The organism is Streptomyces sp. NPDC059895 (assembly GCF_042731035.1).
GTDB lineage: Bacteria > Actinomycetota > Actinomycetes > Streptomycetales > Streptomycetaceae > Streptomyces.
The window spans coordinates 1-26,671 of the sequence record NZ_JBHWKO010000027.1 but is presented as its reverse complement, the minus strand read 5'-3'; the positions used below and the strand labels follow the sequence as shown (position 1 = coordinate 26,671).

Annotated in this window: 18 protein-coding genes and 1 tRNA gene; 5 read left to right on the top strand and 14 right to left on the bottom strand. The window is 71.5% G+C overall.

Annotation, left to right across the window (positions count from 1 at the left end):
- Positions 1-45: 45 nt before the first annotated feature.
- The 10 genes from ACFV9M_RS26680 to ACFV9M_RS26635 all read right to left on the bottom strand — a co-directional run bounded on the left by ACFV9M_RS26680 (position 46) and on the right by ACFV9M_RS26635 (position 13,254).
- Positions 46-3,960, bottom strand: a complete 3,915-nt coding sequence (locus ACFV9M_RS26680; RefSeq protein WP_385066609.1) for a DNA-directed RNA polymerase subunit beta' — start codon at positions 3,958-3,960, stop codon at positions 46-48.
- A gap of 94 nt (positions 3,961-4,054) precedes the next feature.
- The gene (gene rpoB / locus ACFV9M_RS26675) at positions 4,055-7,540 is read right to left on the bottom strand and encodes a DNA-directed RNA polymerase subunit beta (protein ID WP_385066606.1); all 3,486 of its coding nucleotides are present in this window, start codon (positions 7,538-7,540) and stop codon (positions 4,055-4,057) included.
- 557 nt (positions 7,541-8,097) lie between these two features.
- The gene (gene rplL / locus ACFV9M_RS26670) at positions 8,098-8,484 is read right to left on the bottom strand and encodes a 50S ribosomal protein L7/L12 (protein WP_385066603.1); all 387 of its coding nucleotides are present in this window, start codon (positions 8,482-8,484) and stop codon (positions 8,098-8,100) included.
- Positions 8,485-8,617: 133 nt separating this feature from the next.
- Positions 8,618-9,148, bottom strand: coding sequence for a 50S ribosomal protein L10 (gene rplJ / locus ACFV9M_RS26665; protein WP_385066601.1), 531 nt, complete (start codon positions 9,146-9,148; stop codon positions 8,618-8,620).
- Positions 9,149-9,447: 299 nt separating this feature from the next.
- Positions 9,448-10,296 carry a hypothetical protein gene (locus ACFV9M_RS26660; RefSeq protein ID WP_385066598.1) on the bottom strand — a complete coding sequence of 283 codons (849 nt, stop codon included), beginning with the start codon at positions 10,294-10,296 and terminating at the stop codon, positions 9,448-9,450.
- Positions 10,297-10,419: 123 nt separating this feature from the next.
- Positions 10,420-11,145, bottom strand: a complete 726-nt coding sequence (gene rplA, locus ACFV9M_RS26655) for a 50S ribosomal protein L1 (protein ID WP_385066595.1) — start codon at positions 11,143-11,145, stop codon at positions 10,420-10,422.
- Positions 11,146-11,247: 102 nt separating this feature from the next.
- Positions 11,248-11,682 carry a 50S ribosomal protein L11 gene (gene rplK / locus ACFV9M_RS26650; RefSeq protein WP_003998857.1) on the bottom strand — a complete coding sequence of 145 codons (435 nt, stop codon included), beginning with the start codon at positions 11,680-11,682 and terminating at the stop codon, positions 11,248-11,250.
- Positions 11,683-11,850: 168 nt separating this feature from the next.
- Positions 11,851-12,705, bottom strand: a complete 855-nt coding sequence (nusG, locus tag ACFV9M_RS26645; protein ID WP_385066592.1) for a transcription termination/antitermination protein NusG — start codon at positions 12,703-12,705, stop codon at positions 11,851-11,853.
- 79 nt (positions 12,706-12,784) lie between these two features.
- On the bottom strand, positions 12,785-13,072 hold the full coding sequence (gene secE / locus ACFV9M_RS26640; protein ID WP_385066590.1) for a preprotein translocase subunit SecE: 288 nt from the start codon (positions 13,070-13,072) through the stop codon (positions 12,785-12,787).
- Between the two features lie 109 nt (positions 13,073-13,181).
- Positions 13,182-13,254, bottom strand: a tRNA-Trp gene (locus tag ACFV9M_RS26635).
- 295 nt (positions 13,255-13,549) lie between these two features.
- Here ACFV9M_RS26635 and ACFV9M_RS26630 point away from each other — a divergent pair.
- On the top strand, positions 13,550-14,776 hold the full coding sequence (locus tag ACFV9M_RS26630) for a pyridoxal phosphate-dependent aminotransferase (RefSeq protein WP_385066587.1): 1,227 nt from the start codon (positions 13,550-13,552) through the stop codon (positions 14,774-14,776).
- Positions 14,777-14,895: 119 nt separating this feature from the next.
- Entirely contained in the window at positions 14,896-15,927 is a 1,032-nt protein-coding gene (locus ACFV9M_RS26625; protein ID WP_385066585.1) for an adenosine deaminase, read from the top strand.
- Positions 15,928-15,951: 24 nt separating this feature from the next.
- On the opposite strand, the gene ACFV9M_RS26620 is transcribed toward ACFV9M_RS26625, so the two are convergent.
- The 3 genes from ACFV9M_RS26620 to ACFV9M_RS26610 form a co-directional block, all read right to left on the bottom strand.
- Complete coding sequence (locus ACFV9M_RS26620) at positions 15,952-17,487, bottom strand: hypothetical protein (protein WP_385066582.1); 1,536 nt, start codon at positions 17,485-17,487, stop codon at positions 15,952-15,954.
- Positions 17,462-18,271, bottom strand: a complete 810-nt coding sequence (locus tag ACFV9M_RS26615; RefSeq protein WP_385066579.1) for a hypothetical protein — start codon at positions 18,269-18,271, stop codon at positions 17,462-17,464. The genes ACFV9M_RS26620 and ACFV9M_RS26615 overlap by 26 nt, the downstream gene beginning before the upstream one ends.
- 125 nt (positions 18,272-18,396) lie before the next feature.
- A complete protein-coding gene (locus ACFV9M_RS26610; RefSeq protein WP_385066577.1) occupies positions 18,397-18,999 on the bottom strand; it encodes a hypothetical protein in 603 nt (200 codons plus the stop codon).
- A gap of 396 nt (positions 19,000-19,395) precedes the next feature.
- On the opposite strand from ACFV9M_RS26610, the gene ACFV9M_RS26605 reads away from it, so the two are divergent.
- On the top strand, positions 19,396-20,295 hold the full coding sequence (locus ACFV9M_RS26605; RefSeq protein ID WP_385066575.1) for a 4Fe-4S single cluster domain-containing protein: 900 nt from the start codon (positions 19,396-19,398) through the stop codon (positions 20,293-20,295).
- A gap of 23 nt (positions 20,296-20,318) precedes the next feature.
- Here the strand turns inward: ACFV9M_RS26605 and ACFV9M_RS26600 are convergent, their stop codons facing one another.
- Complete coding sequence (locus ACFV9M_RS26600; protein ID WP_385066572.1) at positions 20,319-21,455, bottom strand: macro domain-containing protein; 1,137 nt, start codon at positions 21,453-21,455, stop codon at positions 20,319-20,321.
- Positions 21,456-21,960: 505 nt separating this feature from the next.
- Here ACFV9M_RS26600 and ACFV9M_RS26595 point away from each other — a divergent pair.
- Both ACFV9M_RS26595 and ACFV9M_RS26590 read left to right on the top strand, forming a co-directional pair.
- Positions 21,961-24,642, top strand: a complete 2,682-nt coding sequence (locus ACFV9M_RS26595; RefSeq protein WP_385066569.1) for a protein kinase — start codon at positions 21,961-21,963, stop codon at positions 24,640-24,642.
- Entirely contained in the window at positions 24,639-26,411 is a 1,773-nt protein-coding gene (locus ACFV9M_RS26590) for a hypothetical protein (protein WP_385066566.1), read from the top strand. Before ACFV9M_RS26595 ends, ACFV9M_RS26590 begins: the two co-directional genes overlap by 4 nt.
- Positions 26,412-26,671: the final 260 nt, after the last annotated feature.

Sequence of the window (26,671 nt, the reverse complement as noted above, 5' to 3'; positions counted from 1 at the left end):
CCCGTACATGACGTACGGGGGGACCGCCCTTCGACTCATTCCCGCTTACTGGTTGTACGGACCGTAGTCGTAGTCCTCCAGCGGAACGGCCTGGCCGGAGCCCGTGCCGAACGGCGAGTAGTCGATGTCGTCGTAGCCGACGGCCGAGTACATCGCGGCCTTCGCCTCCTCGGTCGGCTCGACCCGGATGTTGCGGTAGCGGGACAGACCCGTACCGGCCGGGATGAGCTTACCGATGATGACGTTCTCCTTGAGGCCGATCAGGGAGTCGGACTTGGCGTTGATCGCCGCGTCCGTGAGGACCCTGGTCGTCTCCTGGAAGGACGCCGCCGACAGCCAGGACTCCGTGGCCAGCGAGGCCTTGGTGATACCCATGAGCTGCGGACGACCGGAGGCCGGGTGACCGCCCTCCTGCACCACACGACGGTTCTCGGTCTCGAACTTCGAGCGCTCGACCAGCTCGCCGGGCAGCAGCTCGGCGTCGCCGGACTCGATGATCGTCACACGGCGCAGCATCTGCCGGATGATGATCTCGATGTGCTTGTCGTGGATCGACACACCCTGCGAGTTGTACACCCGCTGGACCTCGCCGACCAGGTGGACCTGGACGGCACGCTGGCCCAGGATGCGCAGCACGTCGTGCGGGTTCTGGGTACCCACGGTGAGCTGCTGGCCCACCTCGACGTGCTCGCCCTCCTCGACCTTCAGACGGGCGCGCTTCGAGATCGGGTACGCCGTCTCGTCGCTGCCGTCGTCCGGCGTGATGACGATCTTCTTGGTCTTCTCGGTCTCCTCGATCCGCACGCGGCCGGAGGCCTCGGAGATCGGGGCGACACCCTTCGGGGTACGGGCCTCGAAGAGCTCGACGACACGCGGCAGACCCTGGGTGATGTCGTCACCGGCCACACCACCGGTGTGGAAGGTACGCATCGTCAGCTGGGTACCGGGCTCACCGATGGACTGGGCGGCGATGATGCCGACCGCCTCACCGATGTCGACCAGCTTGCCGGTGGCCAGCGAGCGGCCGTAGCACATGGCGCAGGTGCCGACGGCGGACTCGCAGGTCAGGACCGAGCGGGTCTTGACCGTCTCCACGCCGTGCTTGACCAGCTCGTCGATGAGCACGTCGCCGAGGTCGGTTCCGGCCGGGGCCAGCACCTTGCCGTCGACCACGATGTCCTCGGCGAGGCAGCGCGCGTACACGGACGTCTCGACGTTGCCCGTCTTGCGCAGCACACCGTCGTCGCCGCGCTCGGCGATCGCCAGCTTGAGGCCGCGCTCGGTGCCGCAGTCCTCCTCGCGGATGATGACGTCCTGGGAGACGTCGACCAGACGACGGGTGAGGTAACCGGAGTCGGCGGTCCGCAGCGCGGTGTCCGCCAGACCCTTACGGGCACCGTGCGTGGAGATGAAGTACTCCAGCACGGACAGACCCTCACGGAACGACGCCTTGATCGGACGCGGGATCGTCTCGTTCTTCGCGTTCGACACCAGACCACGCATACCGGCGATCTGACGCATCTGCATCATGTTGCCTCGTGCGCCCGAGTTCACCATCATGAAGATCGGGTTGGTCTTCGGGAAGTTGTCGTTCATCGCCTCGGCGACCTCGTTGGTCGCCTTGGTCCAGATCGCGATGAGCTCCTGCGTGCGCTCGTCCTTGGTGATCAGACCGCGCTCGTACTGCTTCTGGACCTTCTCGTCCTGCGCCTCGTAGCCGCGGACGATCTCCTTCTTCGCCTCGGGGACGACGACGTCGGAGATGGCGACGGTCACGCCGGAACGGGTGGCCCAGAAGAAGCCGGACGCCTTCAGGTTGTCGAGCGTCGCCGCCACGATGACCTTCGGGTAGCGCTCGGCGAGGTCGTTGACGATCTCGGAGAGCTGCTTCTTGCCGACCTCGTAGTCGACGAACGGGTAGTCCTCGGGAAGCAGCTCGTTGAAGAGCGCACGGCCCAGCGTGGTCTTCAGCCGGAAGCTGTCACCCTGCTGCCACTCGGCCTCGCCGACCTGCTCGTCGCCTTCCTCCGGCGCCGGCGGGGTCCAGCCGCGCGGCGGGATGGTGCCGACCGGGAAACGGATATCGATCTTCGACTGGAGCGAGAGCTCGCCCGCGTCGAAGGCCATGATCGCCTCGGCGACGGAGGAGAAGGAGCGGTCCTCGCCCTTGACGTCCCGCATCTCGCCGTCGGTGGTGAGGAAGAACAGACCGAGGACCATGTCCTGGGTCGGCATCGTCACCGGCCGGCCGTCGGCGGGCTTGAGGATGTTGTTCGAGGACAGCATCAGGATGCGGGCCTCGGCCTGCGCCTCCGCGGACAGCGGCAGGTGCACGGCCATCTGGTCACCGTCGAAGTCCGCGTTGAACGCGGTGCAGACGAGCGGGTGGATCTGGATGGCCTTGCCCTCGACCAGCTGCGGCTCGAAGGCCTGGATGCCGAGGCGGTGCAGGGTGGGAGCGCGGTTCAGCAGAACCGGGTGCTCCGCGATGACCTCTTCCAGCACGTCGTACACGACCGTGCGGCCGCGCTCGACCATGCGCTTGGCGCTCTTGATGTTCTGCGCGTGGTTCAGGTCGACCAGGCGCTTCATCACGAACGGCTTGAAGAGCTCCAGCGCCATCGCCTTGGGCAGACCGCACTGGTGCAGCTTCAGCTGCGGGCCGACGACGATCACGGAACGCGCCGAGTAGTCGACTCGCTTGCCGAGCAGGTTCTGACGGAAACGACCCTGCTTGCCCTTCAGCATGTCGCTGAGGGACTTCAGCGGGCGGTTGCCGGGGCCGGTGACCGGACGGCCGCGACGGCCGTTGTCGAACAGCGCGTCGACGGCCTCCTGGAGCATGCGCTTCTCGTTGTTCACGATGATCTCGGGCGCGCCGAGGTCGAGAAGCCGCTTCAGGCGGTTGTTCCGGTTGATGACACGGCGGTACAGGTCGTTCAGGTCGGAGGTCGCGAAGCGGCCACCGTCCAGCTGCACCATCGGACGCAGGTCCGGCGGGATGACCGGCACGCAGTCCAGCACCATGCCCTTGGGGCTGTTGCTGGTCTGGAGGAACGCGGAGACGACCTTGAGGCGCTTGAGCGCACGGGTCTTCTTCTGGCCCTTGCCGGTGCGGATGATCTCGCGGAGGCGCTCGGCCTCCTCGTCGAGGTCGAAGGACTCCAGGCGCTTCTGCAGCGCCGCGGCACCCATCGAGCCGTCGAAGTACGTGCCGAAGCGGTCGCGCAGCTCGCGGTAGAGCAGCTCGTCGCCCTCCAGGTCCTGGACCTTGAGGTTCTTGAAGCGGGTCCACACCTCGTCGAGACGGTCGATCTCGCGCTGGGCGCGGTCGCGCAGCTGCTTCATCTCGCGCTCGGCGCCTTCGCGCACCTTGCGGCGCACGTCGGCCTTGGCGCCCTCGGCCTCCAGCTCGGCCAGGTCGGTCTCGAGCTTCTTGGCGCGGGCCTCCAGGTCGGCGTCCCGGCGGTTCTCGATCTGCTGCCGCTCGACGGAGACGTGCGCCTCCAGGGAGGGCAGGTCACGCGTACGGCGCTCCTCGTCGACGTACGTGATCATGTACGCCGCGAAGTAGATGACCTTCTCCAGGTCCTTCGGGGCGAGGTCGAGCAGGTAGCCCAGCCGCGACGGAACGCCCTTGAAGTACCAGATGTGCGTGACGGGAGCGGCCAGCTCGATGTGGCCCATCCGCTCACGGCGCACCTTGGCGCGGGTCACCTCGACGCCGCAGCGCTCACAGATGATGCCCTTGAAGCGGACGCGCTTGTACTTGCCGCAGTAGCACTCCCAGTCCCGGGTCGGACCGAAGATCTTCTCGCAGAAGAGTCCGTCCTTTTCCGGCTTGAGGGTGCGGTAGTTGATGGTCTCGGGCTTCTTGACCTCACCGTGGCTCCACTGACGGATGTCGTCAGCGGTGGCCAGGCCGATCCGGAGCTCGTCGAAGAAGTTGACGTCGAGCACTATGCGTCAATCCCTCTCAGGGTTGTAAGTCTGTGGTCTGAAACGGGGGTCGCGGGATCGGTGGGGCCTCCGCGGAGGCCCCACCGAACTCCCGTCAGACCTCTTCGACGCTGCTCGGCTCGCGCCGGGACAGGTCGATGCCGAGCTCCTCCGCAGCGCGGAAGACGTCCTCGTCGGTGTCACGCATCTCGATGGACATACCGTCGCTGGACAGCACCTCCACGTTCAGGCAAAGGGACTGCATCTCCTTGATGAGCACCTTGAAGGACTCGGGGATGCCGGGCTCGGGGATGTTCTCGCCCTTGACGATGGCCTCGTAGACCTTCACGCGGCCGGTGACGTCGTCGGACTTGATGGTCAGCAGCTCCTGGAGGGCGTACGCGGCGCCGTAGGCCTCGAGGGCCCACACCTCCATCTCGCCGAAGCGCTGGCCACCGAACTGAGCCTTACCACCCAGCGGCTGCTGGGTGATCATCGAGTACGGGCCGGTCGAGCGGGCGTGCAGCTTGTCGTCGACCAGGTGGTGGAGCTTGAGGATGTACATGTACCCGATGGAGATCGGGTCCGGGAACGGCTCGCCGGAGCGGCCGTCGAACAGCCTCGCCTTACCGGTCGGCTGCACCATGCGCTCGCCGTCGCGGTTCGGGATGGTGTGCTGGAGCAGACCCGCGAGCTCGTCCTCACGGGCGCCGTCGAACACCGGGGTGGCGACGTTGGTGCCCGGGGCGACCTGGTCGGCGCCGATGACCTGGAGGCGCTGCGCCCAGTCGTCGGCGAGACCGGAGACGTCCCAGCCGCGGCTGGCGAGCCAGCCGAGGTGGATCTCCAGGACCTGTCCCGGGTTCATTCGGGACGGGACGCCGAGCGGGTTGAGGATGATGTCGACCGGGGTCCCGTCCTCGAGGAACGGCATGTCCTCGATGGGCAGGATCTTGGAGATGACACCCTTGTTGCCGTGACGGCCGGCGAGCTTGTCACCGTCGGTGATCTTGCGCTTCTGCGCGACGTAGACGCGGACCAGCTGGTTCACGCCCGGCGGCAGCTCGTCGCCCTCTTCGCGGTCGAAGACGCGGACGCCGATGACCTTGCCGATCTCGCCGTGCGGCACCTTCAGCGAGGTGTCACGGACCTCACGGGCCTTCTCACCGAAGATCGCGCGCAGCAGGCGCTCCTCCGGGGTCAGCTCGGTCTCGCCCTTGGGCGTGACCTTGCCGACCAGGATGTCACCGGCGACGACCTCGGCACCGATGCGGATGATGCCGCGCTCGTCGAGGTCGGCGAGGACCTCCTCGGAGACGTTCGGGATGTCCCGGGTGATCTCCTCGGGGCCGAGCTTGGTGTCACGGGCGTCGACCTCGTGCTCCTCGATGTGGATCGAGGAGAGGACGTCGTCCTGCACGAGGCGCTGCGACAGGATGATCGCGTCCTCGTAGTTGTGACCCTCCCACGGCATGAACGCCACGAGCAGGTTCTTGCCCAGCGCCATCTCGCCGTTCTCGGTGGCCGGACCGTCGGCCAGGACCTGGCCCTCGATGATCCGGTCGCCCTCGTTGACGATGACCTTCTGGTTGACCGAGGTGCCCTGGTTGGAACGGGCGAACTTGGCCAGGCGGTACGTGATGTACGTGCCGTCGTCGTTGGCGGTGGTGATGTAGTCCGCGGAGACCTCCTGGACCACACCCGCCTTCTCGGCCTTGACCACGTCGCCGGCGTCGACGGCGGAGCGGTACTCCATGCCGGTGCCGACGAGCGGCGACTCGCTCTTGATGAGCGGGACGGCCTGACGCATCATGTTCGCGCCCATGAGGGCACGGTTGGCGTCGTCGTGCTCGAGGAACGGGATCATGGCGGTCGCGACCGACACCATCTGGCGCGGCGAGACGTCCATGTAGTCCACGTCGTCACCGGCGACGTAGTCGACCTCGCCGCCACGGCGGCGGACCAGGACGCGGTTCTCGGCGAACCGCATGTCCTCGTTCAGGCCGGCGTTGGCCTGCGCGATGACGAAGCGGTCCTCCTCGTCGGCGGTCAGGTAGTCCACCTCGTCGGTGACCTGGCCTTCGACGACCTTGCGGTACGGGGTCTCGACGAAACCGAACGCGTTGACCCGGCCGTAGGAGGCGAGCGAGCCGATCAGGCCGATGTTCGGGCCTTCGGGCGTCTCGATCGGACACATACGGCCGTAGTGCGACGGGTGCACGTCGCGGACCTCGAAGCCGGCCCGCTCACGGGAGAGACCACCCGGGCCAAGGGCCGACAGGCGGCGCTTGTGGGTGAGACCCGACAGCGGGTTGTTCTGGTCCATGAACTGCGACAGCTGGCTGGTGCCGAAGAACTCCTTGATGGAGGCGACGACCGGCCGGATGTTGATCAGCGTCTGCGGCGTGATCGCCTCGACGTCCTGGGTCGTCATGCGCTCACGCACGACGCGCTCCATCCGCGCCAGACCCGTACGGACCTGGTTCTGGATGAGCTCGCCGACGCTGCGCAGACGACGGTTGCCGAAGTGGTCGATGTCGTCGGTCTCGACGACGATCGCGTCGCCGCTGTCGCCGACCGTCTCGGTCTCCCCGGCGTGCAGCTTCACCAGGTACTTGATCGTCGAGATGATGTCCTCGACGGTCAGGATGCCCGCGTCGAGCGGGGCGTCCGCACCCAGCTTCTTGTTGACCTTGTAGCGGCCGACCTTGGCCAGGTCGTAGCGCTTGGGGTTGAAGTAGAGGTTCTCGAGCAGCGTCTGCGCGGCCTCACGCGTGGGGGGCTCGCCCGGACGCAGCTTGCGGTAGATGTCGAGCAGCGCGTCGTCCTGGCCCTGGGTGTGGTCCTTCTCCAGGGTGGCGCGCATGGACTCGTACTCGCCGAACTCCTCGAGGATCTGCTCGGTGGTCCAGCCGAGCGCCTTGAGCAGGACGGTCACCGACTGCTTGCGCTTGCGGTCGATACGGACGCCGACCATGTCACGCTTGTCGATCTCCATCTCCAGCCAGGCACCCCGGGACGGGATGATCTTGGCGGAGAAGATGTCCTTGTCGGACGTCTTGTCGATGGAGGAGTCGAAGTAGACACCCGGCGAACGAACCAGCTGCGACACGACGACACGCTCGGTGCCGTTGATGACGAAGGTGCCCTTGTTGGTCATGAGCGGGAAGTCGCCCATGAAGACCGTCTGGGACTTGATCTCGCCGGTCTCGTTGTTGGTGAACTCGGCCGTCACGAAGAGCGGGGCCGCGTACGTGAAGTCGCGGTCCTTGCACTCGTCGATGCTGTTCTTCGGCGGCTCGAAACGGTGGTCGCGGAAGGTCAGCGACATCGACCCGGAGAAGTCCTCGATCGGGGAGATCTCCTCGAAGATCTCCTCGAGGCCGGACTTGGTGGGGACGTCCTGACCGTTCTCCAGAGCCTCCTCGACGCGAGCCTGCCACGCGGTGTTGCCGAGCAGCCAGTCGAAGCTCTCGGTTTGCAGCGCGAGGAGGTTCGGAACCTCGAGGGGCTCCTTGATCTTTGCAAAGGAGATGCGCAGCGGGGCGGTGCTGGCAGCGTTGTTCGTATTCGCGGTCGAGGCGTTGCGCGAGGCGGCCAAGAGGGGGTCCTTCCGAGGGCTCGGACTCACTACGCGCGTACCGGCCCCTCTCCCTCCCAAGGAGACAGAGATCCCAGGTCAGGGATGTTCCATCATCGATGCTGGGGTGAGGGCATGCCCCTGGTGACGGGCAGGGGACAGCTAACAGGCAGCGCAAAGGGTCAGTGTAGCCACTTGGCACACTGATGTCCAGTGCGGGTTTCGCAAGACCCTCGTTGTTCTCAACGCCCTCGGTCCGGTTGCCCTCAACGCACGTTGATACTGCCCTCTTCGTCGTCGATCCATGCCTCGGATACGGATCCTTGTGACGACGCGTCCTGAGAATTGCGCGCTGCGTGCGGTTCGTCAAGGCCCCCTTGCCCGAACGGGGGTTCCCGGAGACACGACGAAGATCACCATACCCCCCGTGCAGGCGGGTGCAAGGCAACCGTGGCCGCGCCTGGCGGGAACGCCGAAGAGCGACCACCCGGATGGATGATCGCTCTTCGGTGCGTGGGCGTTACAGCCCCTCGGGGGCCGTTCCCGCCGTCGCTGCGGCCGTCGCCGGCCGCGGGGTGTTACTTGACCTCGACGGAGGCGCCGGCGCCCTTGAGGGACTCGGCGGCCTTCTCGGCGGCGTCCTTGGCGACCTTCTCGAGGACGGGCTTCGGGGCGCCGTCCACGAGGTCCTTGGCCTCCTTCAGGCCCAGGGAGGTCAGCTCACGCACGACCTTGATGACCTGGATCTTCTTGTCGCCGGCACCGGTGAGGATGACGTCGAACTCGTCCTTCTCCTCCTCGGCCTCGGCGGCCGGGGCACCCGGGACGCCGGCGGCCACGGCCACCGGGGCGGCGGCGGTGACGTCGAACTTCTCCTCGAACGCCTTCACGAACTCGGCGAGCTCGATGAGGGTGAGGTTCTCGAACTGCTCGAGCAGCTCTTCCTGGGACAGCTTCGTCGCCATGGGGGCGATCCTTCCACTAAGCCGGCTGGTGCCGTGATGTACATGTGCGGCGGGCGTACGTTGGCCCGCGTCGACCACTGCCGGTGCGCGAGACGGGCTGCCTCACGCGGCGGCGGTCATTGTGCGAGCCGAATTACTCGGCACCGCCCTGCTCGTCCTGCTTGGCGCGAAGCGCTTCCACGGTGCGGACCAGCTTCGAGGGCAGGGCCTGGAAGAGCGCGGCAGTCTGGGACTGCTTGCCCTTCAGGGCACCCGCCAGCTTGGCGAGCAGAACCTCGCGGGACTCGAGGTCCGCAAGCTTCTTGATCTCGTCGGCGGACAGCGCCTTGCCGTCAAGGACACCGCCCTTGATGACGAGGTTCGGGTTGTCCTTGGCGAAGTCACGAAGACCCTTCGCCGACTCCACCGGGTCACCGGTGACGAAGGCGACCGCCGTCGGACCGTTGAACAGGTCGTCGAGCGTCGAGATCCCGGCCTCGTTGGCCGCAATCTTGGTCAGCGTGTTCTTCACCACGGCGTACTGGGCGTTCTCACCGAGCGAACGGCGCAGCGTCTTGAGCTGCGCCACGGTGAGACCCCGGTACTCGGTCAGCACGGCGGCGTTCGAGCTGCGGAACTGCTCCGCGAGCTCGGCTACCGCGGCAGCCTTGTCGGGCCTTGCCATGAGCGTCGGCCTCCTTCCGGGTGATGACGACCGCTCGGAAGGGGCTGGGACAGACGAAACGCCCCGGCGCAGGCGCACGGGGCGTAGCTCGACCAAACGAATTCCGTGGCGCGGAGTCCGTCCGGGAGCACTTCCACTGACACCTGCGCGGGTCGCCCGCATTACAGCGGATCCTTCGGCCACCGCACCCTCTCCCGAGCGCACGGCAACGACCAGCGGTCTTTGGCTTCGACAGGAGCGTACGCGAACGGGTCGCTGTCAAGCAAATCCGCCCGTACGGGGCTCCCGTGCGGGACACCCTAGGAGGTGGACCCGCCGCCCCGCTCCTTCAGGAGCACGGAGAAGTCGGCGGTGTCGGCCGCCGGAGGGGGTTCGACGGCGACCTCGGTGCCGTAGGCGCTGTAGTGCGCGGTCTGGCGGTACTCGCCGGCCGCCGTACGGCCCTTCTCGACCTTCTTGACCAGCAGGTCCCGGTCGTCGACCCAGATGTCGACGGTCTCGCCGGTGACGCCGGCCTGCTCCAGTTGCCGCCGGAGGCCGGTGTCGGACACGTCGGCGATCTCGACGGTGCCCGAGTAGTGGGTGGCGGGCCGCCCGTCGACGGTCTCCTCACCGACCGTGTGCGCGTCGTCGGAGTCCAGCAGCAGCCGCACCGACCGGTCCGGGGTGATGTTGCGCATCTGGTCGGCGAAGTCGGCGCCGGCGCCCAGTCCCTGGAGGTCGGCGTAGGCGTACCGGATCCAGTGCTTGCCGCCGGCCTGGGCGGCGAAGGCCTCGCCGGTCCGCGCGTAGTAGGCGTCGGAGAGGTAGCGGGCCTCCATGGTGGTGATGCCGAGGCCGCGCATCGTCTCGGCCGTCGTGCCGCCCGTGTACGTGATGGTGAGGGTGCCGGTGAGCCCGTCGCCCCAGCCGAGGGCGCCGGTGGCCTCGAGGGAGAGCGTGCCGCCCATGACGGTCGAGGAGCGCACCCCGGCCGACCCGGCCCGTTCGGTGGCCCGCTCGGCGGCGAGCAGGGCCGCGCGGGAGGCGGGTGCCGTCGGCCGGTCCGCGTCCTCCCGCGGCTGCCGGGAGGACGTGCAGGCGGTCACGGCGGCCAGTGCGGCCACCACCGTCAGTAAGAGCCCCCCGCGGCCCGCCGTCCACTTCATCGGTACCCCCTGTGCGTCCGCCGTGTCCGCACGCTAACCCAGGGCGCGGCGCCCCGGGACGGGAACGGGCCCCGCACCTGGAAAGGTGCGGGGCCCGTGACCGACTTCGGTGAGCGTTCAGGCTCAGACCGCGGCCGGGTCCTCCTCGGTGAGGAGGTTGCGGGTGCGGTTCGGGTCGACCGGAATGCCGGGGCCCATCGTGGTGGTGATGGCGGCCTTCTTGATGTAGCGACCCTTGGCGGCGGACGGCTTCAGACGGAGGATCTCCTCCAGGGCCGCCGCGTAGTTCTCCACCAGCTTGGTGTCGTCGAAGGACGACTTGCCGATGATGAAGTGCAGGTTCGAGTGCTTGTCGACGCGGAACTCGATCTTGCCACCCTTGATCTCGGTCACGGCCTTGGCGGTGTCCGGGGTCACGGTGCCGGTCTTCGGGTTCGGCATCAGACCACGCGGACCGAGCACGCGGCCGAGGCGGCCGACCTTGCCCATGAGGTCCGGGGTGGCGACGACGGCGTCGAAGTCGAGGCGGCCCTTGGCGACCTCGTCGATCAGTTCGTCGGAGCCGACGATGTCGGCGCCCGCGGCCTCCGCGGCCGCAGCACGGTCACCGGTCGCGAAGACCAGGACCCGGGCGGTCTTGCCGGTGCCGTGCGGCAGGTTCACGGTGCCACGGACCATCTGGTCGGCCTTGCGCGGGTCGACACCCAGGCGGAAGGCGACCTCGACGGTGCCGTCGAACTTGGTCGTGGAGGTCTCCTTGGCGAGACGGACGGCCTCGAGCGGGGCGTAGAGCTTCTCCCGGTCGATCTTGGCGTCCGCAGCGCGGAGAGACTTGCTGCGCTTGCTCACTACTGCTCCTGTGTGCTGAAGAGGAGTCGTGGTCCGGGCCGAGCAGGCCCTTCCACGTGCGGCCGGAGCCGCGTTTCTACGAAGGTGCTACGGGGCTGGGGGTCAGCCCTCGACCGTGACGCCCATGGAACGCGCGGTACCGGCGATGATCTTCGCGGCGGCGTCCAGGTCGTTGGCGTTGAGGTCGGGCAGCTTGGTCTGGGCGATCTCGCGGACCTGCGCCTCGGTGATCTTGGCGACCTTGGTCTTGTGCGGCTCGCCGGAGCCCTTCTCGATGCCCGCGGCCTTGAGGATCATCTTGGCGGCCGGCGGCGTCTTGGTGATGAAGGTGAAGGAGCGGTCCTCGTAGACCGTGATCTCCACCGGGATCACCCAGCCACGCTGCGACTCGGTCGCGGCGTTGTAGGCCTTGCAGAACTCCATGATGTTGACGCCGTGCTGACCCAGCGCCGGGCCGACCGGCGGAGCCGGGTTGGCGGCACCGGCCTGGATCTGGAGCTTGATGAGCCCCGTGACCTTCTTCTTCTTGGGAGGCATAGCTCTCCGGGTCCTTTCGGTTCGGGTCCTGCCCGCGCTCGGGGACACCCCGGACGCAGGCATACCGCACAACGATAACGGGTATGGATGCGCGGCTGAAAACCGAGCAGGTCAGACCGGCTTCAGTAGCCCGTCTGACCTGTTCGGAGGCATGTGTTCCAGAACGAACTAGTTCTTCTGGATCTGGTCGAAGCTCAGCTCGACCGGGGTCTCGCGGCCGAAGATCTCCACCAGGCCCTTGACCTTCTTGGAGTCGGCGTTGATCTCGTTGATGGTGGCCTGGAGCGTGGCGAACGGGCCGTCGGTGACGGTGACCGAGTCGCCGACCTCGAAGTCCAGGACCTGGACCTCGACCTTGCGCTGCGGAGCCGGCTTGCCCTCGGCCTCGGCGGCCTCACGGGCGGCCTTCTCCTCGGCCTCCGGGGCGAGCATCTTGACGATCTCGTCCAGGGTCAGCGGGTACGGGTCGTAGGCGTTGCCCACGAAGCCGGTGACGCCGGGGGTGTTGCGGACGACGCCCCAGGACTCGTTCGTCAGGTCCATGCGGACGAGGACGTAACCCGGGAGCTTGTTCTGCTTGATCGTCTTGCGGTCGCCGTTCTTGATCTGGACGACCTCCTCCTGCGGCACCTCGGCCTGGAAGATGTAGTCCTCGACGTTCAGCGAGACGGCGCGCTGCTCCAGGTTGGTCTTCACGCGGTTCTCGTAGCCGGCGTAGGTGTGGATCACATACCACTCGCCGGGCAGGGTGCGCAGCTCCTCGCGCAGGGCGGCGACGGGGTCGACGGGCTCGGCGGGTTCGGCCGGCTCTTCCTCGGTCTCGTCCTCGGCGGCGGCCTCGTCGGCCTCCTCCTCGTCCTCGTCCTCTTCCTCGACGTGGAGCGCGGCTTCCTCGGCGGGCTCGCCCGCCTCGGCGTCGGCAGCCTCGAACTCGTCCAGGTCCTCGTCCGCGCCCTCGACGATGTCGAGCTCGTCGTCGACCTCGTCGGGCTCGATGGCGTCGTTCAGGTTCTGGTCAGACACGGTGGCTGCTTCTTCCTGGATACATAGGGGTGGAACACGCGAAAGGGGCGCCGATCACCCGGCGCCCTTCGCTCTCGGCTCAGCCGAAGACGTACTTGGCGGCGTGGCTGAGTCCATAGTCAATCACGGTCACCAGGCCGATCATGATGACCACGAAGACGATCACCACGGTCGTGTACGTCGTCAGCTGGCTCCGCGAGGGCCAGACCACCTTGCGGAGTTCCGCGACGATCTGGCGGTAGAAGAGGGCGAGCCGCTTCAGCGGGCCCTTCTTGGCGCGCTTGCCGCCCTTGCGGGTCTTCTTCTGGGCCTCAGGCACCTCGTCCTGGGCATCAGGCGTATCGATGGAGCCCACGGCATCCGCCATTCGTCCTCACCTGATTCCGGGTCGTGGCCGTGCCGCGCCCGGTTTGAGCCGCACGGCGGTGCATTGCTGTACGTACATGCGCACACATCCCTGGCGAAGGTGTGTGTAGCAGGGCCGGAGGGACTTGAACCCCCAACCGCTGGTTTTGGAGACCAGTGCTCTACCAATTGAGCTACGACCCTTTGTGGTGTCCCCCAACGTACCGCATCCGCCCGGGTGCTCGGTGTGCACCGGTCGTGGCACGGCTGTAGAGGGCCAACGACGTAGGAGTGTACGTGGTCCTGAGCGCCTCGTCGAACGGAAAGTGCCCTGTGGGGCGCCCCGGGCGGAAGATCGTCGGGAATTCGCCGGAAGATCACGCAGGCCACCGCCCGGACGCCGCCCGGATCCGCACGGGTGTTCAGCGGTCTGCCCGCGGATGTTCAGTCCGTGAAACCCGTGTGCCGGGCCGGTTTCCTGTCTGAAAACATGGGGTCCATGAGCGCTGCAACCCCTCCCACCGAGCGCCGGGTCTCCGCCCGAGTCGGCGCGATCTCCGAGTCCGCCACCCTCGCCGTGGACGCCAAGGCCAAGGCCCTGAAGGCCGCCGGGCGTCCGGTGATCGGCTTCGGCGCCGGTGAGCCCGACTTCCCGACCCCGGACTACATCGTCGAGGCCGCGATCGAGGCCTGCAAGAACCCGAAGTACCACCGCTACACGCCGGCCGGCGGCCTGCCCGAGCTGAAGGCCGCGATCGCCGCGAAGACGCTGCGCGACTCGGGCTACGAGGTCGACCCGTCGCAGATCCTCGTCACCAACGGCGGCAAGCAGGCCATCTACGAGGCCTTCGCCGCGATCCTCGACCCGGGCGACGAGGTCATCGTGCCCGCCCCCTACTGGACGACGTACCCCGAGTCGATCCGCCTCGCGGGCGGCGTGCCGGTCGAGGTGGTGGCCGACGAGACGACCGGTTACCGGGTCTCCGTGGAGCAGCTGGAGGCGGCGCGCACCGAGAAGACGAAGGTCGTGCTCTTCGTCTCCCCCTCCAACCCGACCGGCGCGGTCTACGGCGCCGAGGAGGCCGCCGCGATCGGCCGCTGGGCCGTGGAGCACGGCCTGTGGGTGCTGACCGACGAGATCTACGAGCACCTCGTCTACGGTGACGCCGAGTTCACCTCGCTCCCGGCGCTCCTGCCCGAGCTGCGCGACAAGTGCATCGTGGTCAACGGCGTGGCGAAGACGTACGCGATGACGGGCTGGCGGGTCGGCTGGATCATCGGCCCGAAGGACGTCGTGAAGGCGGCGACGAACCTCCAGTCGCACGCCACGTCGAACGTGTCCAACGTCGCGCAGGTGGCCGCCCTCGCGGCCGTCTCCGGCGGTCTGGAGGCGGTCGCGCGGATGCGTGAGGCCTTCGACCGGCGCCGCAGGACGATCGTGCGGATGCTCAACGAGATCGACGGCGTCCTGTGCCCCGAGCCCGAGGGCGCTTTCTACGCGTACCCGTCGGTGAAGGGCCTGCTCGGCAAGGAGATCCGCGGCAAGCGCCCGCAGGACACCGTCGAGCTGGCGGCGCTGATCCTGGAGGAGGCCGAGGTCGCGGTCGTCCCGGGCGAGGCCTTCGGCACGCCGGGCTACCTGCGCCTGTCGTACGCGCTGGGCGACGAGGACCTCGTCGAGGGCGTGAGCCGGATCCAGAAGCTGCTGGCCGAGGCCAGGGACTGACGTCCCCCGCGCGGATACGGGCCGTCTCCTTCGGGAGGCGGCCCGATTTTTCGTGCGGGCAAGCCCCCGTAGGGGGAATCGGCTTCCGGGACACGGGGGCCGTACGGCAGGATTCCGGGATGGAGCGTGTACGTGATGTCTCTGAGCTGCCGAAGGCCCATCTGCACCTGCACTTCACCGGATCGATGCGGCCCGCCACCCTGCTGGAACTGGCCGACAAGTACGGGGTGCGCCTGCCCGAGGCGCTGACCGACGCGCTGCACGGCGGGGAGCCGCCGAGACTGCGGGCGACCGACGAGCGGGGCTGGTTCCGCTTCCAGCGCCTGTACGACGCGGCCCGCTCGTGCCTGCGGCAGCCCGAGGACATACAGCGCCTGGTGCGGGAGGCCGCCGAGGAGGACGTGCGGGACGGCTCGGGCTGGCTGGAGATCCAGGTCGACCCCACCTCGTACGCCCCTCGGCTGGGCGGTCTGATCGCGGCGATGGAGGTCATCCTGGACGCGGTGGACGCGGCGTCGCGGGAGACCGGGCTGGGCATGCGGGTGCTGGTCGCCGCCAACCGGATGAAGCACCCCCTGGACGCGCGGACGCTGGCCCGCCTGGCGGTCCGGTACGCGGACCGGGGCGTGGTCGGCTTCGGGCTCTCCAACGACGAACGCCGGGGCATGGCACGCGACTTCGACCGGGCCTTCGCCATCGCCCGCGACGGCGGCCTGCTGTCCGCCCCGCACGGGGGCGAGCTCACCGGTCCGGCCTCGGTGCGCGACTGCCTGGACGATCTGCACGCCTCGCGCATCGGGCACGGGGTGCGCGCGGCGGAGGACCCGCGGCTGCTGAAGCGCCTGGCCGACCGGGGCGTGACCTGCGAGGTGTGCCCCGCCTCGAACGTCGCCCTGGGCGTCTACGACAAACCCGAGGACGTACCGCTGCGCACGCTGTTCGAGGCGGGCGTCCCGATGGCCCTGGGCGCCGACGACCCGCTCCTGTTCGGCTCCCGACTGGCGGCCCAGTACGAACTGGCCCGTCGGCACCACGCCTTCACGGACGCGGAGCTGGCGGAGCTGGCCCGCCAGTCGGTGCGGGCTTCGGCGGCGCCGGAGGAGGTCCGGCGCAAGCTCCTGGAGGGAGTGGACGCCTGGCTGGCCTCCTGAGGCCCCGGACCCGGCCGGCTTCCGTCAGCGCGTGGTCGGGACGGGCGGCTCCGGCAGCAGCGGGTACCGCGAGGACAGCCGCATGGCTCCCTCCGTGACCGCCGGATCGTGCGAGGCCGCCTGGACGCCGTCCAGGTAGGCGTGGGCGGCCGCCTCGAAGACGGCGTCCACCGCCGTCAGTTCGGCGGCCAGCGCCTCGGCGCGCGCGTGGCGCCGCTCCTGCGCGGTGTCCTTGTCCCGCTGGGCGCCGGCGGCCGCGGCCTCCGCCTCGGCCAGCCTGGTCCCGGCCTTCCGCAGCCGCTTGAGGTGGTGCCGGTAGGCGGCGACGAACGGGTGCTCCTCGGAGAGTGCCAGCAGGAAGGCGATCCCGCCGGAGAGCAGCAGCAGCGCGATGAACATCACGCTGACGGTGTGCTCGTCGAGGCTGAGCTGCTCCAGCAGCGTCGGCGGCGCGGGCGGCCGCTCCTCGACGCCCAGCGACCGCGCCAGGGCGTCCAGGGCGGCGGACGAGGAGGTGTCCTCCCGGAACACGATCCGGGCCCGCAGGTCGCCCAGGTACCAGGCGGCCACGCCCCACAGCGCGGCGAGCGCGGCCGCGACCGGCAGCACCACCCGCAGCGAGGCGGTGGCGCCCCGTCGCCGCCACTGGCGTCCGGCCTGGAACGGCCCGGCCGTCATGACGACGCCGACGGCCGCCGACAGCAGGTAGGCGCTGATCCGGCCCTCCGCCGTCCCGTCGTGGATCGCCAGGAACAGGGTGATGTAGACGGGGAGTTCGACGAGTATCAGCAGTCCGGCGAGGATCAGCCGGGGCCAGCGGGCCAGGGCCGAGCTCTCCGTGAGGCCCTCCCAGGCGATGCCGCCCGCGGGCACGGGAGCGGGGTCGGCGTAGGTCTCGGAGTCGTCGTCCAGGTCGGGGTCGTACGGCTGCCCGGCGGGGTCGGACCGCCCACCGGCCCCGGTGTCCCATCCCGCCGCACCGGCACCGGCGCCGGCGCCGTCGCCGTCGCCGTCGTCCGGGCCGGTGCCCCGGCCCGTGCCGATACGGCCGACCAGCCAGGGCACCATCCGGTCCCGGCGGTCCTCCCGGGCCGCCATCCGGTTCGCCACCCGGTCCAGTCCCGCGGCGGCGGCCCGGTGGCGGCGTGTCTCCTCCCGCTGCGCGTCCCGGGCCTGGCGGGCCTCCTGCTCCCGGGCCGCGGTCTGGGCGTACAGCCGCGCCGAGGCCCGCAGTTCCCGCTCCTCCCGCTCGTGGTGCCCGGCCACGACCCGGTCCCGGGCGTGGCCGCGCAGGCCGGTCAGCCGGCCCAGGTAGGGCAGGCGGTGGACGGAGGCGAGGACGTAGGGGTTGAGGGTGCCCTCGGCGACGGCGCGGCGGCCGGCCGACTCCGCCCGCGCGAGCAGGCGTCTGGCCTCCTTGGTCTCGGTCGGCGGGACGTGCCCGCGCGGCGGGGTGCCGCCGGTGCCGCCGAGGCCGGGGGCGCGGCCCTCGCCACGGCGGAGCCCGAGCCGTTCCCGGAGCCGGCGGGGCTCCTCAGGCCCCGTATCCGTCGTCGACATCGACCTTCACCTCCTTCTCCAGGACCTGCTGCCAGAACTGGCCCATCTGATCGACGCGTTCGGGGGTGGTCTTGCCGCCGCGCATGCCGAAGCCGACGCGGTAGACGGTGGTGTCCGGCAGCTTCGGCAGCCCGCGCCCGGTCACCAGCGCGTCGACGGCCTCGTCCCGCTGCGCCTGCGTGGCCAGCTCGTACCGGCCCAGCTTGAAGTCGGCGTCGGCCTGTTCGAAGTCGCTGACCACCAGCACGTGGAAGGTGCCACCGCCGTCGCGGGGCACGTTGGCCGCGCGGTCGAGGCCGCCGAGGACGTCCGAGCCCGGCTGGCGCTTGCGGGCGCAGTCGAGCATCTTCTCGGCGGCCGCCTCGGCCAGGAAGCGGGTCTCGCTCCACAGCCCCTCCCGCTCGGAGCGGGTGTCGGAGTCCGGGTCGATGTCGATCCGCGGCACCTGGCAGGAGGAGGCGACGGAGGCCGAGGTGATGGGCGCGTAGGACACGTACTTGCACTTCTTGTCGGCGAGGAAGCGGGGCAGGGTCGCCTTGAGCTTCTCCTTGGCGCGGAAGCCGTCGTCGCTGTCCTGGCCCGAGCCGGAGCCGTCGACGACGACCGCGCAGTCGGCGGAGAGGCGCTCGGAGCCGCCCGGCGGTTCGCACGCCGTCAGCGCCAGGGCGGCCGTGACGCCCAGGGCGACCGCCAGTGGTCCGGCACACGCTCTGCGCGTGCCGCGCGTGCTGCGCTCCCGGTGCTGTTCCCGGCATTCCTCGTGTGCCCTGTGTCCTTCATGCACCTTGTGTCCTTCATGCACCTTGCGTCCTTCGTGCGCCTTGTGTCCTTCGTCGGCCTTGTGTCCTTCGTGTGTCCTGTATTCCTCGTGTGCCTTGTGTGGCCTGTGTTTCCGTCGGGTTGTGTGTGTCATCGGGTCCCCCGTCCTCCCCGGCCGGCGGCGGCCGCCGCCGGTCCGATCCTCTGCTCCAGAATCAGCAGCGCCCGCCGCACCAGGGCGTCGTCGAGCATCCAGTCCGGTGCTCCGGTCCACGTCTCGTCCAGCGCGGCGGCCGCCGCGTCCCCCGCCGGAGGCGGCGCGTCGGCCGGTCGGCCTGCGCGTCGGCCGGCGCGCGCGTAGGCGGCCTCGTAGTGGGTGAGTTCCTGGTCGGCGCAGGCGGCGAGGGCCAGGCCGCGCTGCTGGCAGGCCGTCACCTCGGTGCGCCACGCGGAGACCCAGCCGCCGAAGCGGGCGAGCGCCGCGGGCACGTCCTCGCGCCGCTGGTCGTACTCCGTCACGATCCGCGCGGACTCCGCGTGGATGCGGTCGATGAGCTCCGCGTGCTCCGTGACGAAACGGGACCGCAGGCCCTCCAGGGTCATCCGCAGCCCGCGTTCGAGCCCGCGGATGTAGTGCTCGGTGCCGATGCCGGCCCTGCCGTCGCGCCGGCCGTGGCGGGTGGCCCGCCAGCGGGTGCGCGCGGTGAGGCGACTGCGGCCGTAGTCCGTCGGGACGGACTTCACGTCGCTCATTCCATCCCCCTCGTCGAATCCCCCGTTCGCCCTCCCCCGGTCCTCTCGCGGTCACGGCGAGGGCATCCTCGCGGAGCGGACGGCTCCGCCGGTCATACGGGATTGGCGCGCAGCCTAGGCGAAAAACGAACGCCGGAGGGAGGGATTTCCGACACCCGATTTCGGGCCGTCCGGAAAACAGCCGGAGATCGACCGGGGCCCGACCGAAGCCGAGGGCGCCCTGCTGGAAAACTTCCGAAAAACCCGGTGAGACGGGTGGGGCTCGGAATACTCTTCACCTTCCACCGCGGCCGGAGTATGCCCGCCGACAGTGAAATGATCTTTCTTTGGAATCGATCTTCGAATGGGGGCACGGGCGCGAGGGGGCGCACGGCCGGGGGACCGCGAGGGGGGCGCATGGCCGGAAACACCGTGGACGACAGCATCGTGGACGAGACCGTGGACGACACTGTTGACCACAGCATGGATCACGGCGTGGACCACACCGTGGACCACAGCGGGGACCACAGCGGGGACCACAGCGGGGACGGCACCGTCGGCGGGGACCCGGGGGGCGACCGGCCGGTCCGGATGGCCGACGGCTACTTCCCCGTCGAGACGCTCGGGCCCGGCCGGCGGCTGGCGCTGTGGTTCCAGGGCTGTGCGCTGGCCTGCCCCGGCTGCATGTCCCGGCACACGTGGGACCCGGCCGGCGGCCGGCCGGCCACGGTGGGCGAGCTGCTGCGGCTGTGGGACGCGGCACTGGCCCGTGGCGCCGAGGGCCTGACGGTCAGCGGCGGGGAGCCGTTGGCCCAGCCCGCCGCGCTGGCCGCGCTGCTGCGCGGCGCCGACCGGGTGCGCCGCCGCCACGGCCGGCCCGCCGACCTGCTCGTCTACACCGGCCACGAGCCGCACGAGGTGCCGGCGGACGTGTGGTCGGCGCTGGCGGGCGCGGACGCGGTGGTCACCGGCCGATTCCGGGTGGCGGAGCCGACGGACCTGGTCTGGCGCGGTTCGGCCAACCAGCGGCTGGTCCCGCGCACCGCGCTGGGCGCCCACCGCTACGGGCCCCACCTGTCCCGCACGTATCCGCCGGGACCGCGCGTGAGCCTGCGGGTGGAGGCGGCGGGGGCGGGGGCCGGGAGCCGGGCGGGGGCGGGGGCGGGGGCGGGATCCGCGTCGGCGGTCGGGGCCGGGGCTGGGACCGAGGCCGGGGCCTGGGTGTACGGCGTGCCGGCCCGCGGCGAGCTGCGGCTGCTGGAACTCGGCCTGGCGGCGGACGGCATCCGGCTGAGGGGGCCGAGTTGGCGGGCGTGAGCGGGCGGACGGGCGGGAGCGCCCTACGACTCCGGCACCTCCGCCTCGAACACCCGCGCCGCCTCCGGATAGCGGGTCACGACGTGGACCGTCCAGTCGGGGTCGGCGGTGAGGGCGTCCTCGATGGACCAGCGCAGCCACTCGGCGCTGGTACGGCGGTCCAGACCGCCCCGGCCGGCGCCGAGCAGGGGGAAGCAGAGGGAACGCAGGGCGGGCAGGCCGTCGTCGCGGTCCTGCCGGGCGCGGGCGAAGCAGGCGGCGACGGCGGTGGCGATGCTCTGGGGGTCGACGCGGTAGCCGTAGCCGTCCGGAACGGCGAGGGCCGCGTGGTAGACGCGGCGCACCCCCCGGTCGGCGAGGGCGCCCGGACCGGTGGGCACGACCGTGCCCGGCGGCAGGGGCAGGATGCCGGGCCGGGCCCGTACCCAGGCGGCGAGTTCCTCCGCGAGGACGTCGATGACCGGGCCCTCCGGGGCGCTGCCCACGACGGCCGAGCGGCGCAGCGCGCCGGAGACGGTGGGCCGGAACGACTTGGACATCTCCAGGTGGACGTTCTCGGGGGAGACGAGGATGTCGATGTCCCGCAGCAGTTCGATGGGGGACAGATGGACGGTCACCGGCCGGGTTCCGGCCCGGCCGGGCAGCCCGGTCCGCGGGACCCGGACGGGCGGCTCGGCCGGCGCCCGCGGGGGTCCGGGCGGGCGGAGCGCCGCCCCGGACGGGCCAGCCGCCCCGGCCGCCCCCGCACGGCGAGGCCGTGCGCCCGGCTCGCGGGCCTCGGCCAGCAGGGCTCCCGCCAACTGCTCGACCACCTGTTTCTCCTGGCTGTGCCGGAACCGCTCGTCGCTCACCCCGTACACCAGTGCGGCCGCCCGGCGCCGGTCCGCCGGCGGGTCACCCCGGTGGCCGGGCAGCAGGCCGAAGGTGTGCTGGGCGGCGCGGCCTATGAGGTCGTCGGTGCCGAGGCGTTCGGCGGCGGCGCGTATCAGCCGTTCCGCACCGTCGGCCAGGTCGCCCTCGCCCTGGGCGTACCCGGCGTGCAGGGTCACCGCGCGCAGCCCCGGGGGCACCAGCGACTGCAGTGCGGGCAGGCCCCCGCGGCGCAGGTTCCGCAGTTCCCGGACGAGGTCGGCACGGGCCGGCAGACCATCAGGGTTCATGCCGGTCAACCTATCGGCGCGGGTGCGGTGACCGCCGGGCGTTCGGGAAGCGAGGCCGGGATCGGGAGGAACGGGCGCCCGTTTTCCCGGTTTCCGGGCCGTGTCGGGGCGCTGCCGTTCCCCCGCCGTATGCGTCGTGCGCGTTGTGTGCGCGGTGCGCGTCATGCACCTCGGGGAATTCCGGTCCACGGACGCGGCGACGGAAATCGCATACGCATCCGAATTCCCTTTCGGTGCGCTCTCCTTCCCCTCCCGGGCCCATTCTCTTCTGCGCCCCCCTTTCGCGCCCCTTTCGCGCCCCCTTCCTCCACCGGCGGTCCGGCTGCTCTACCCCGTCCGGCGCGTCTCCCCCGGTCCGCTTCCCTCCCCCGGTCCGTTTCTCTCCCCCGGTCCGTTTCTCTCCCCCGGCCCGCTTCTCTCCCCGGTCCGTTTCTCTCCCCCGGTCCGTTTCTCTCCCGTACGTCCGCTCCGACCGCACGGTCCTTTCCGCCCGCAGGTGAATGCCATGACGTTTCCCGCCGGTCCCGACGAGCCCTGTGGTCCCGACGCGGACGACGAGGCCCTGGTCCCGCCCACCCTGTTCGAGCCGGAGCCCGCCGCCGACGGCAGGCCCGCGCCCGATCCGCGGGGTGACCCGAGCAGCTTGCCGCCCTCCCTCGCCGGGCGCTTCCTGGCGCGCGAGCGGCTGCCGCGGCGCGGTGAGCAGACCGTGCACCGGGCCCGGGAGGAGGGGCGGTCCGCGGAGCTGCGGGCGGCCGTGTTCCGGGTGATCGACCAGGAGGCCGCCGGCCCGGACACCGAGCGGGTCGTGAAGTGGTTCCACCCCGACGCCGCTCCGGACGACGAGGTGACCGGGCTGCTGCTGTCCGGGCCGCTGCACGAGGGGCTGTCGTACGTGCTGGAGCGGGGGACGGCCCGCGGGGCGCCGTTCCACGTCCTGCCCTCGCACGGAAGCACGGATCTCGCGACCTATCTGCGGGACCGGGGCGGGCGGCTGCCGGCCGGGGAGATCGAGGCGCTGGTGCGCCGGCTGCACGGTGCCCTGACCGCTCTGCACGCCGCGGGGGTGGTGCACCGGGACGTCAAGCCGTCCAACCTCGTCCTCGGCGACCTCGCCCGGCCCGCCGAGGGCCTGGTACTGATCGACTACGGCATCTCGCTCGTCGCCCGGACCCCCCGCGAGGCACCCCGCCACTGGGCCGCCACCCCGCGCTACGCGTCACCGCAGGCGCTGCTGCGTCAGCAGATCGTGCGGGCGGCGGACGACTGGTGGTCGCTGGGCATCCTGGTCGCCGAGGCCGCACGCGGCCGGCACCCGGTCGAGAGGCACCACGCCCTGGCGTCGGTCAGCGAGGCGGTCCAGGCGGGTGCCCTCGAACTCGACGGGATCGACGACGCGCGCGTCCTGCTGCTGTGCCGCGGGCTGCTGGCGAACGATCCGGAGGAACGCTGGGGATCGCGGCAGGTCGAGGAGTGGCTGCACCGGCGCACCCCCCGGGTCGCGGCGCACCTGGGACCCCCGCGCACGGGGACCGGCCCCGGCCCCGGCCCCGCCGCGGACCCCGGCCGGCCGCCGGGTCCCGGCGCCGGCGCGCCCCGGTTCGAGCACGTGGGCCGGAGCTTCACCGATCCGGCGCTCCTGGGCGAGGAGTTCGACGCGGACTGGCAGGCCATGACCCGGCGGCTGGCCCGGGCCAGGGAACGGGAGCGGCTGGCCCGCTGGCTCGCCGGGTTCCGCCCGGAGCACGACCCCGCCCGGGCGGAGGCGCTCGACCGGCTGCTGGAGGCGCTGCGGCGGCGCAGGGCACCGGGTCCGGGCACCCTGGTCGACCTGATCGGCTGGATGGCCCCGCACCAGGAACCCGGCTACCGCGGCATCCCGCTCGGCATGCGCGACCTGCCGGGCTTCGCCGCGCGCGCGGCCGACGGCGACGGGCTGTGCGTCGACGTCATGGCCGAGGTGCACCGGCACGGCCTGCTCGGGCGGCTGGCCGAGCGGCGCGGCGGCGAGGAGCTGGAGCACGTCGAGCGCCGCTGGCGCCACCACCAGGAGCAGTGGGAGGCCGCCACCGCCCGCCTGACCGGGATACCCGAGCTGGCCGCCGACCGGGACGGTCTGCGCGCCGCGACCGCGACCGGCCCCGCCCTCACCGCCGATCTGCTGCATCTGGCGGCCACCCCCGCACAGGCCACCCGCGCGCTCCGCGCCGAACTGGAGGAGGCCGTGCGCGCCCTGCCCGCCCGGGTTCCCTGGTTCACCCGCCTGGCCGAGGACGCCGACGAGCCGGTACGGCTGCTGCTCGCGCTGCGGCTGCACCCGCTGGCGCTGGAGCGGGCCCGGGAGATCCGGCGGGCCCGGGAGCGGGACCGGGAGCTCGCCGCCGACGACGCGCGGTCGCGCCGGTTCCGGCTGGTGCAGCGCCGGATGGAGCTGCCGGCGGTGCTGGGCCGGGCCGCCGGCGGCGCGCTGCTGCTGTTCTTCCCGCACGCCTTCCTGGTAGGCCTGGCCGACGTCGCGGGGTTCGCGCCGCAGACCACCGTGCTCATCGCCTGGCTGCTGAGCGTGCCCTCGCTGGCGGCCCTGCTCGCCATCGAGTGCTGGACCGGCTGGTACATCGGCCCGCGCTACCACCCCGAGTACTCGGTGATGGGCCGGATGACCCGCCGGGCGCTGCCGTGGACGCGGCGGATGACCCGGCCCGGATGGCGGCGCCGGCTGTGGGCCGCGCTCGCCCTGGCGGTCTTCGTGGGGACCGTGGTGGGCAGCTTCCTGCTCGCGGTGTGGATCTGGCCGGCGGCCACCGTGCTGGCGCTGCTGGTCTCGTCGGTGCTGCGGGTACGGGCCTGGCACCGCCATGTCGCCGAGACCCGCACCGGCACCCGCCCGCTCAGCACCGCGGCGGGCCGGGCCCGCCGCGGGGGCGCCGGAGGTGGCGGTGGTCCCGCCGGGCCCACCGGGCCCACCGGGCCCACCGGGCCCACCGGGCCCACCGGGCCCACCGGCCCCGCGGGTCCTGCCGACCCCGGACGCCCCGGACGCCCTGGTGGCGCGGGCGGCGACGGGGCCGGGCCGAGGGGTGGGGTGCCGGGGCCTCGCGGCGTTCCGCTGCCCGACGCGCCCACCGGTCCCCGTCCTGGCACCCGCCGCCCGTCCCGCAACGGATCTCGCACTGGAGGAATGACGTGAGCAGCGCGTACGCCGGCACCGATCTGACGGCCGTGATGCCGGACGTGTCCGCCTACGGTTACCCGCCCGACGCCGGACTGACCCTGCCGGACACCGGCAGCGTCCCGGACCTGGCGGACACGGCCGCCGGGGACATGACCGACGCCGTGGCCGGACAGGCGACGGACGCGGTCGACCAGCTCGGCGGCGTCGTGGGCGACGCGGTGGACGCCGTCACGGACCAGCTCCGGGACATGATCGTACCCGCGCTCATCGGGCTGGCCGACCTCAGCGGGGCGCTGCTCGTCACCCGGCTCGCGCTGCGCGGCACGGAGGCGCTCGCGGCGTTCAACAACCGGGTCGCCGCCGAACAGGAGGCCATGGCCCGGCGGCAGATGTCGCTGGAGATGGGCAGCGAGTGCTGGCGGCGCGCGGCGGAGACCGCGGCCGGCCTGAACGCCCGCATCACCGTCCTCGGCCTGGAGCCCCGCGGGCCGGGCGAACCGCCGCTGCCCGCCCCGGTGCAGCCGGTCGGCGTGCCCCTCGACGTGCTGTGGAAGCGGCTCGCCGCGACCGAGCGGGTGGTGCGCCGGGTGGAGACCCAGCGCGCGTCCCGGGCCACCGCGCGCCTCCCCTTCCGGCACACCGAGGACCCGGCCCACGCCGAGTGGTACGACCGGCTGCGCGAACGGCGCCGGCAGGCCCTGCTCAGGTACGCCGAGGGCGGGTCGGAGCCCGTGGAGGCGGCCGCGACGCGCAGGGGGGCCGCCGTCCCGGACACGGCAGCGGCGACGACGGCGGCGGCGACGACCGGGACGACGGCACCGGGGACGCCGGCGACCGGGACGACGGCACCGGGAACGGCGGCGCCGGGGACGACGGGCGGGCTCACCGAGGAGGACGTCCTGCGTGAGGGCGCCGACCTGCTGGCCGGGCTGCCGTTGGCGTTCACCTCCGAGAGCCGCGAGCTGATCGACGACTGCCTGCTGGAGGCCCGGCGGGCGGTGCCGCGGCGGCCCTCCTCCGTACGGCGCTACCTCGACGAGGCCGCGCTCATCGCCCGCAAGGAATCCGAGCGGGCGCGCCGGACCGAGACGGTCCGCCGGGACGCGGCCCTGCGGCTGGGGGTGCTCCAGGCCCCGCCGCCCGAGGGGATCGACCCGCTGCCGGACGCGTCCCCCGCCGTCGACGTCCTGCGCCGCGTCCTGCGGGACGGCGTCCCGCCCTCGGCGGCGGACGAACGGACCGTACGGCAGGCCCTCGTCACCCGCTCGGCCGCGTTGCAGCGGGCGTACGTGGTGGCCGCGCTGCGCCGGGCGACCGAGCGGTGGGGGGAGGGCTCGGTGCACGCCCGCGCCGACGCCGAGCACTGGGACTTCGCCCCGGCTGCCTGGGGCGGCCGGTACTGGCTTCGGGTGCGCCTCACCGCGGGCGGCCAGGCCAAGGTCTTCACCATGCGCCGGCCTCTCAGCCAGGAGGAGGCCGCCGACCCCGCCACCGTGGCGCGCTGGGAGGCGCTGGACGAGGAGCGGTGCGCCGAGAGCGCCGGCTACGTGGACCAGTTGGGCGCGCTGACCGAGGCGGAAGGCGTCCGGGCGGAGTTCACCTGGTCGCGCGGCCAGGTCCTGCCGGGCGAACCGGCCCCCGGCCTCACGGAGTCCGCCCCGACCGCCACCACCGGCCGGGACGCGCCCGCCGGCCACCTCGACCACCGCCGCCGGACACCGCCCGCGCGCCGCCCGCGCCCGGCCCAGCCCCGCCACCGCCGTCAGGGCCCCGACGGCCGCTGACCACCCGCCCACCGCCCGGCCCCACCGGCCAAACCCACCGGGCCGCCCCACCGGCCCACCGACCAAACCGACCGAACGCACCGAACCCACCGGCCCGCTCACCAGCCCACCCACCGAACCCACCGGACTGGCCCACCGGCCCACCGACCGAACTCGCCGAACCCGCCGGGCCACCCCACCGGCCCGGCCCGCCGCCCGGCCCATCCGGCCCATCCGGGCGGGCCGGGCGGGCCGGGCGGGCCGGGCGGGCCGGGCGGGCG

Excerpts from the sequence above, each read along its gene's own strand:
- rplL (WP_385066603.1), bottom strand. The coding sequence starts at position 8,484 with ATGGCGACGAAGCTGTCCCAGGAAGAGCTGCTCGAGCAGTTCGAGAAC.
- rplJ (WP_385066601.1), bottom strand. The coding sequence starts at position 9,148 with ATGGCAAGGCCCGACAAGGCTGCCGCGGTAGCCGAGCTCGCGGAGCAG.
- ACFV9M_RS26660 (WP_385066598.1), bottom strand. The coding sequence starts at position 10,296 with ATGAAGTGGACGGCGGGCCGCGGGGGGCTCTTACTGACGGTGGTGGCC.
- rplK (WP_003998857.1), bottom strand. The coding sequence starts at position 11,682 with ATGCCTCCCAAGAAGAAGAAGGTCACGGGGCTCATCAAGCTCCAGATC.
- secE (WP_385066590.1), bottom strand. The coding sequence starts at position 13,072 with ATGGCGGATGCCGTGGGCTCCATCGATACGCCTGATGCCCAGGACGAG.
- ACFV9M_RS26630 (WP_385066587.1), top strand. The coding sequence starts at position 13,550 with ATGAGCGCTGCAACCCCTCCCACCGAGCGCCGGGTCTCCGCCCGAGTC.
- ACFV9M_RS26625 (WP_385066585.1), top strand. The coding sequence starts at position 14,896 with ATGGAGCGTGTACGTGATGTCTCTGAGCTGCCGAAGGCCCATCTGCAC.
- ACFV9M_RS26620 (WP_385066582.1), bottom strand. The coding sequence starts at position 17,487 with ATGTCGACGACGGATACGGGGCCTGAGGAGCCCCGCCGGCTCCGGGAA.
- ACFV9M_RS26610 (WP_385066577.1), bottom strand. The coding sequence starts at position 18,999 with ATGAGCGACGTGAAGTCCGTCCCGACGGACTACGGCCGCAGTCGCCTC.
- ACFV9M_RS26605 (WP_385066575.1), top strand. The coding sequence starts at position 19,396 with ATGGCCGGAAACACCGTGGACGACAGCATCGTGGACGAGACCGTGGAC.
- ACFV9M_RS26600 (WP_385066572.1), bottom strand. The coding sequence starts at position 21,455 with ATGAACCCTGATGGTCTGCCGGCCCGTGCCGACCTCGTCCGGGAACTG.
- ACFV9M_RS26595 (WP_385066569.1), top strand. The coding sequence starts at position 21,961 with ATGACGTTTCCCGCCGGTCCCGACGAGCCCTGTGGTCCCGACGCGGAC.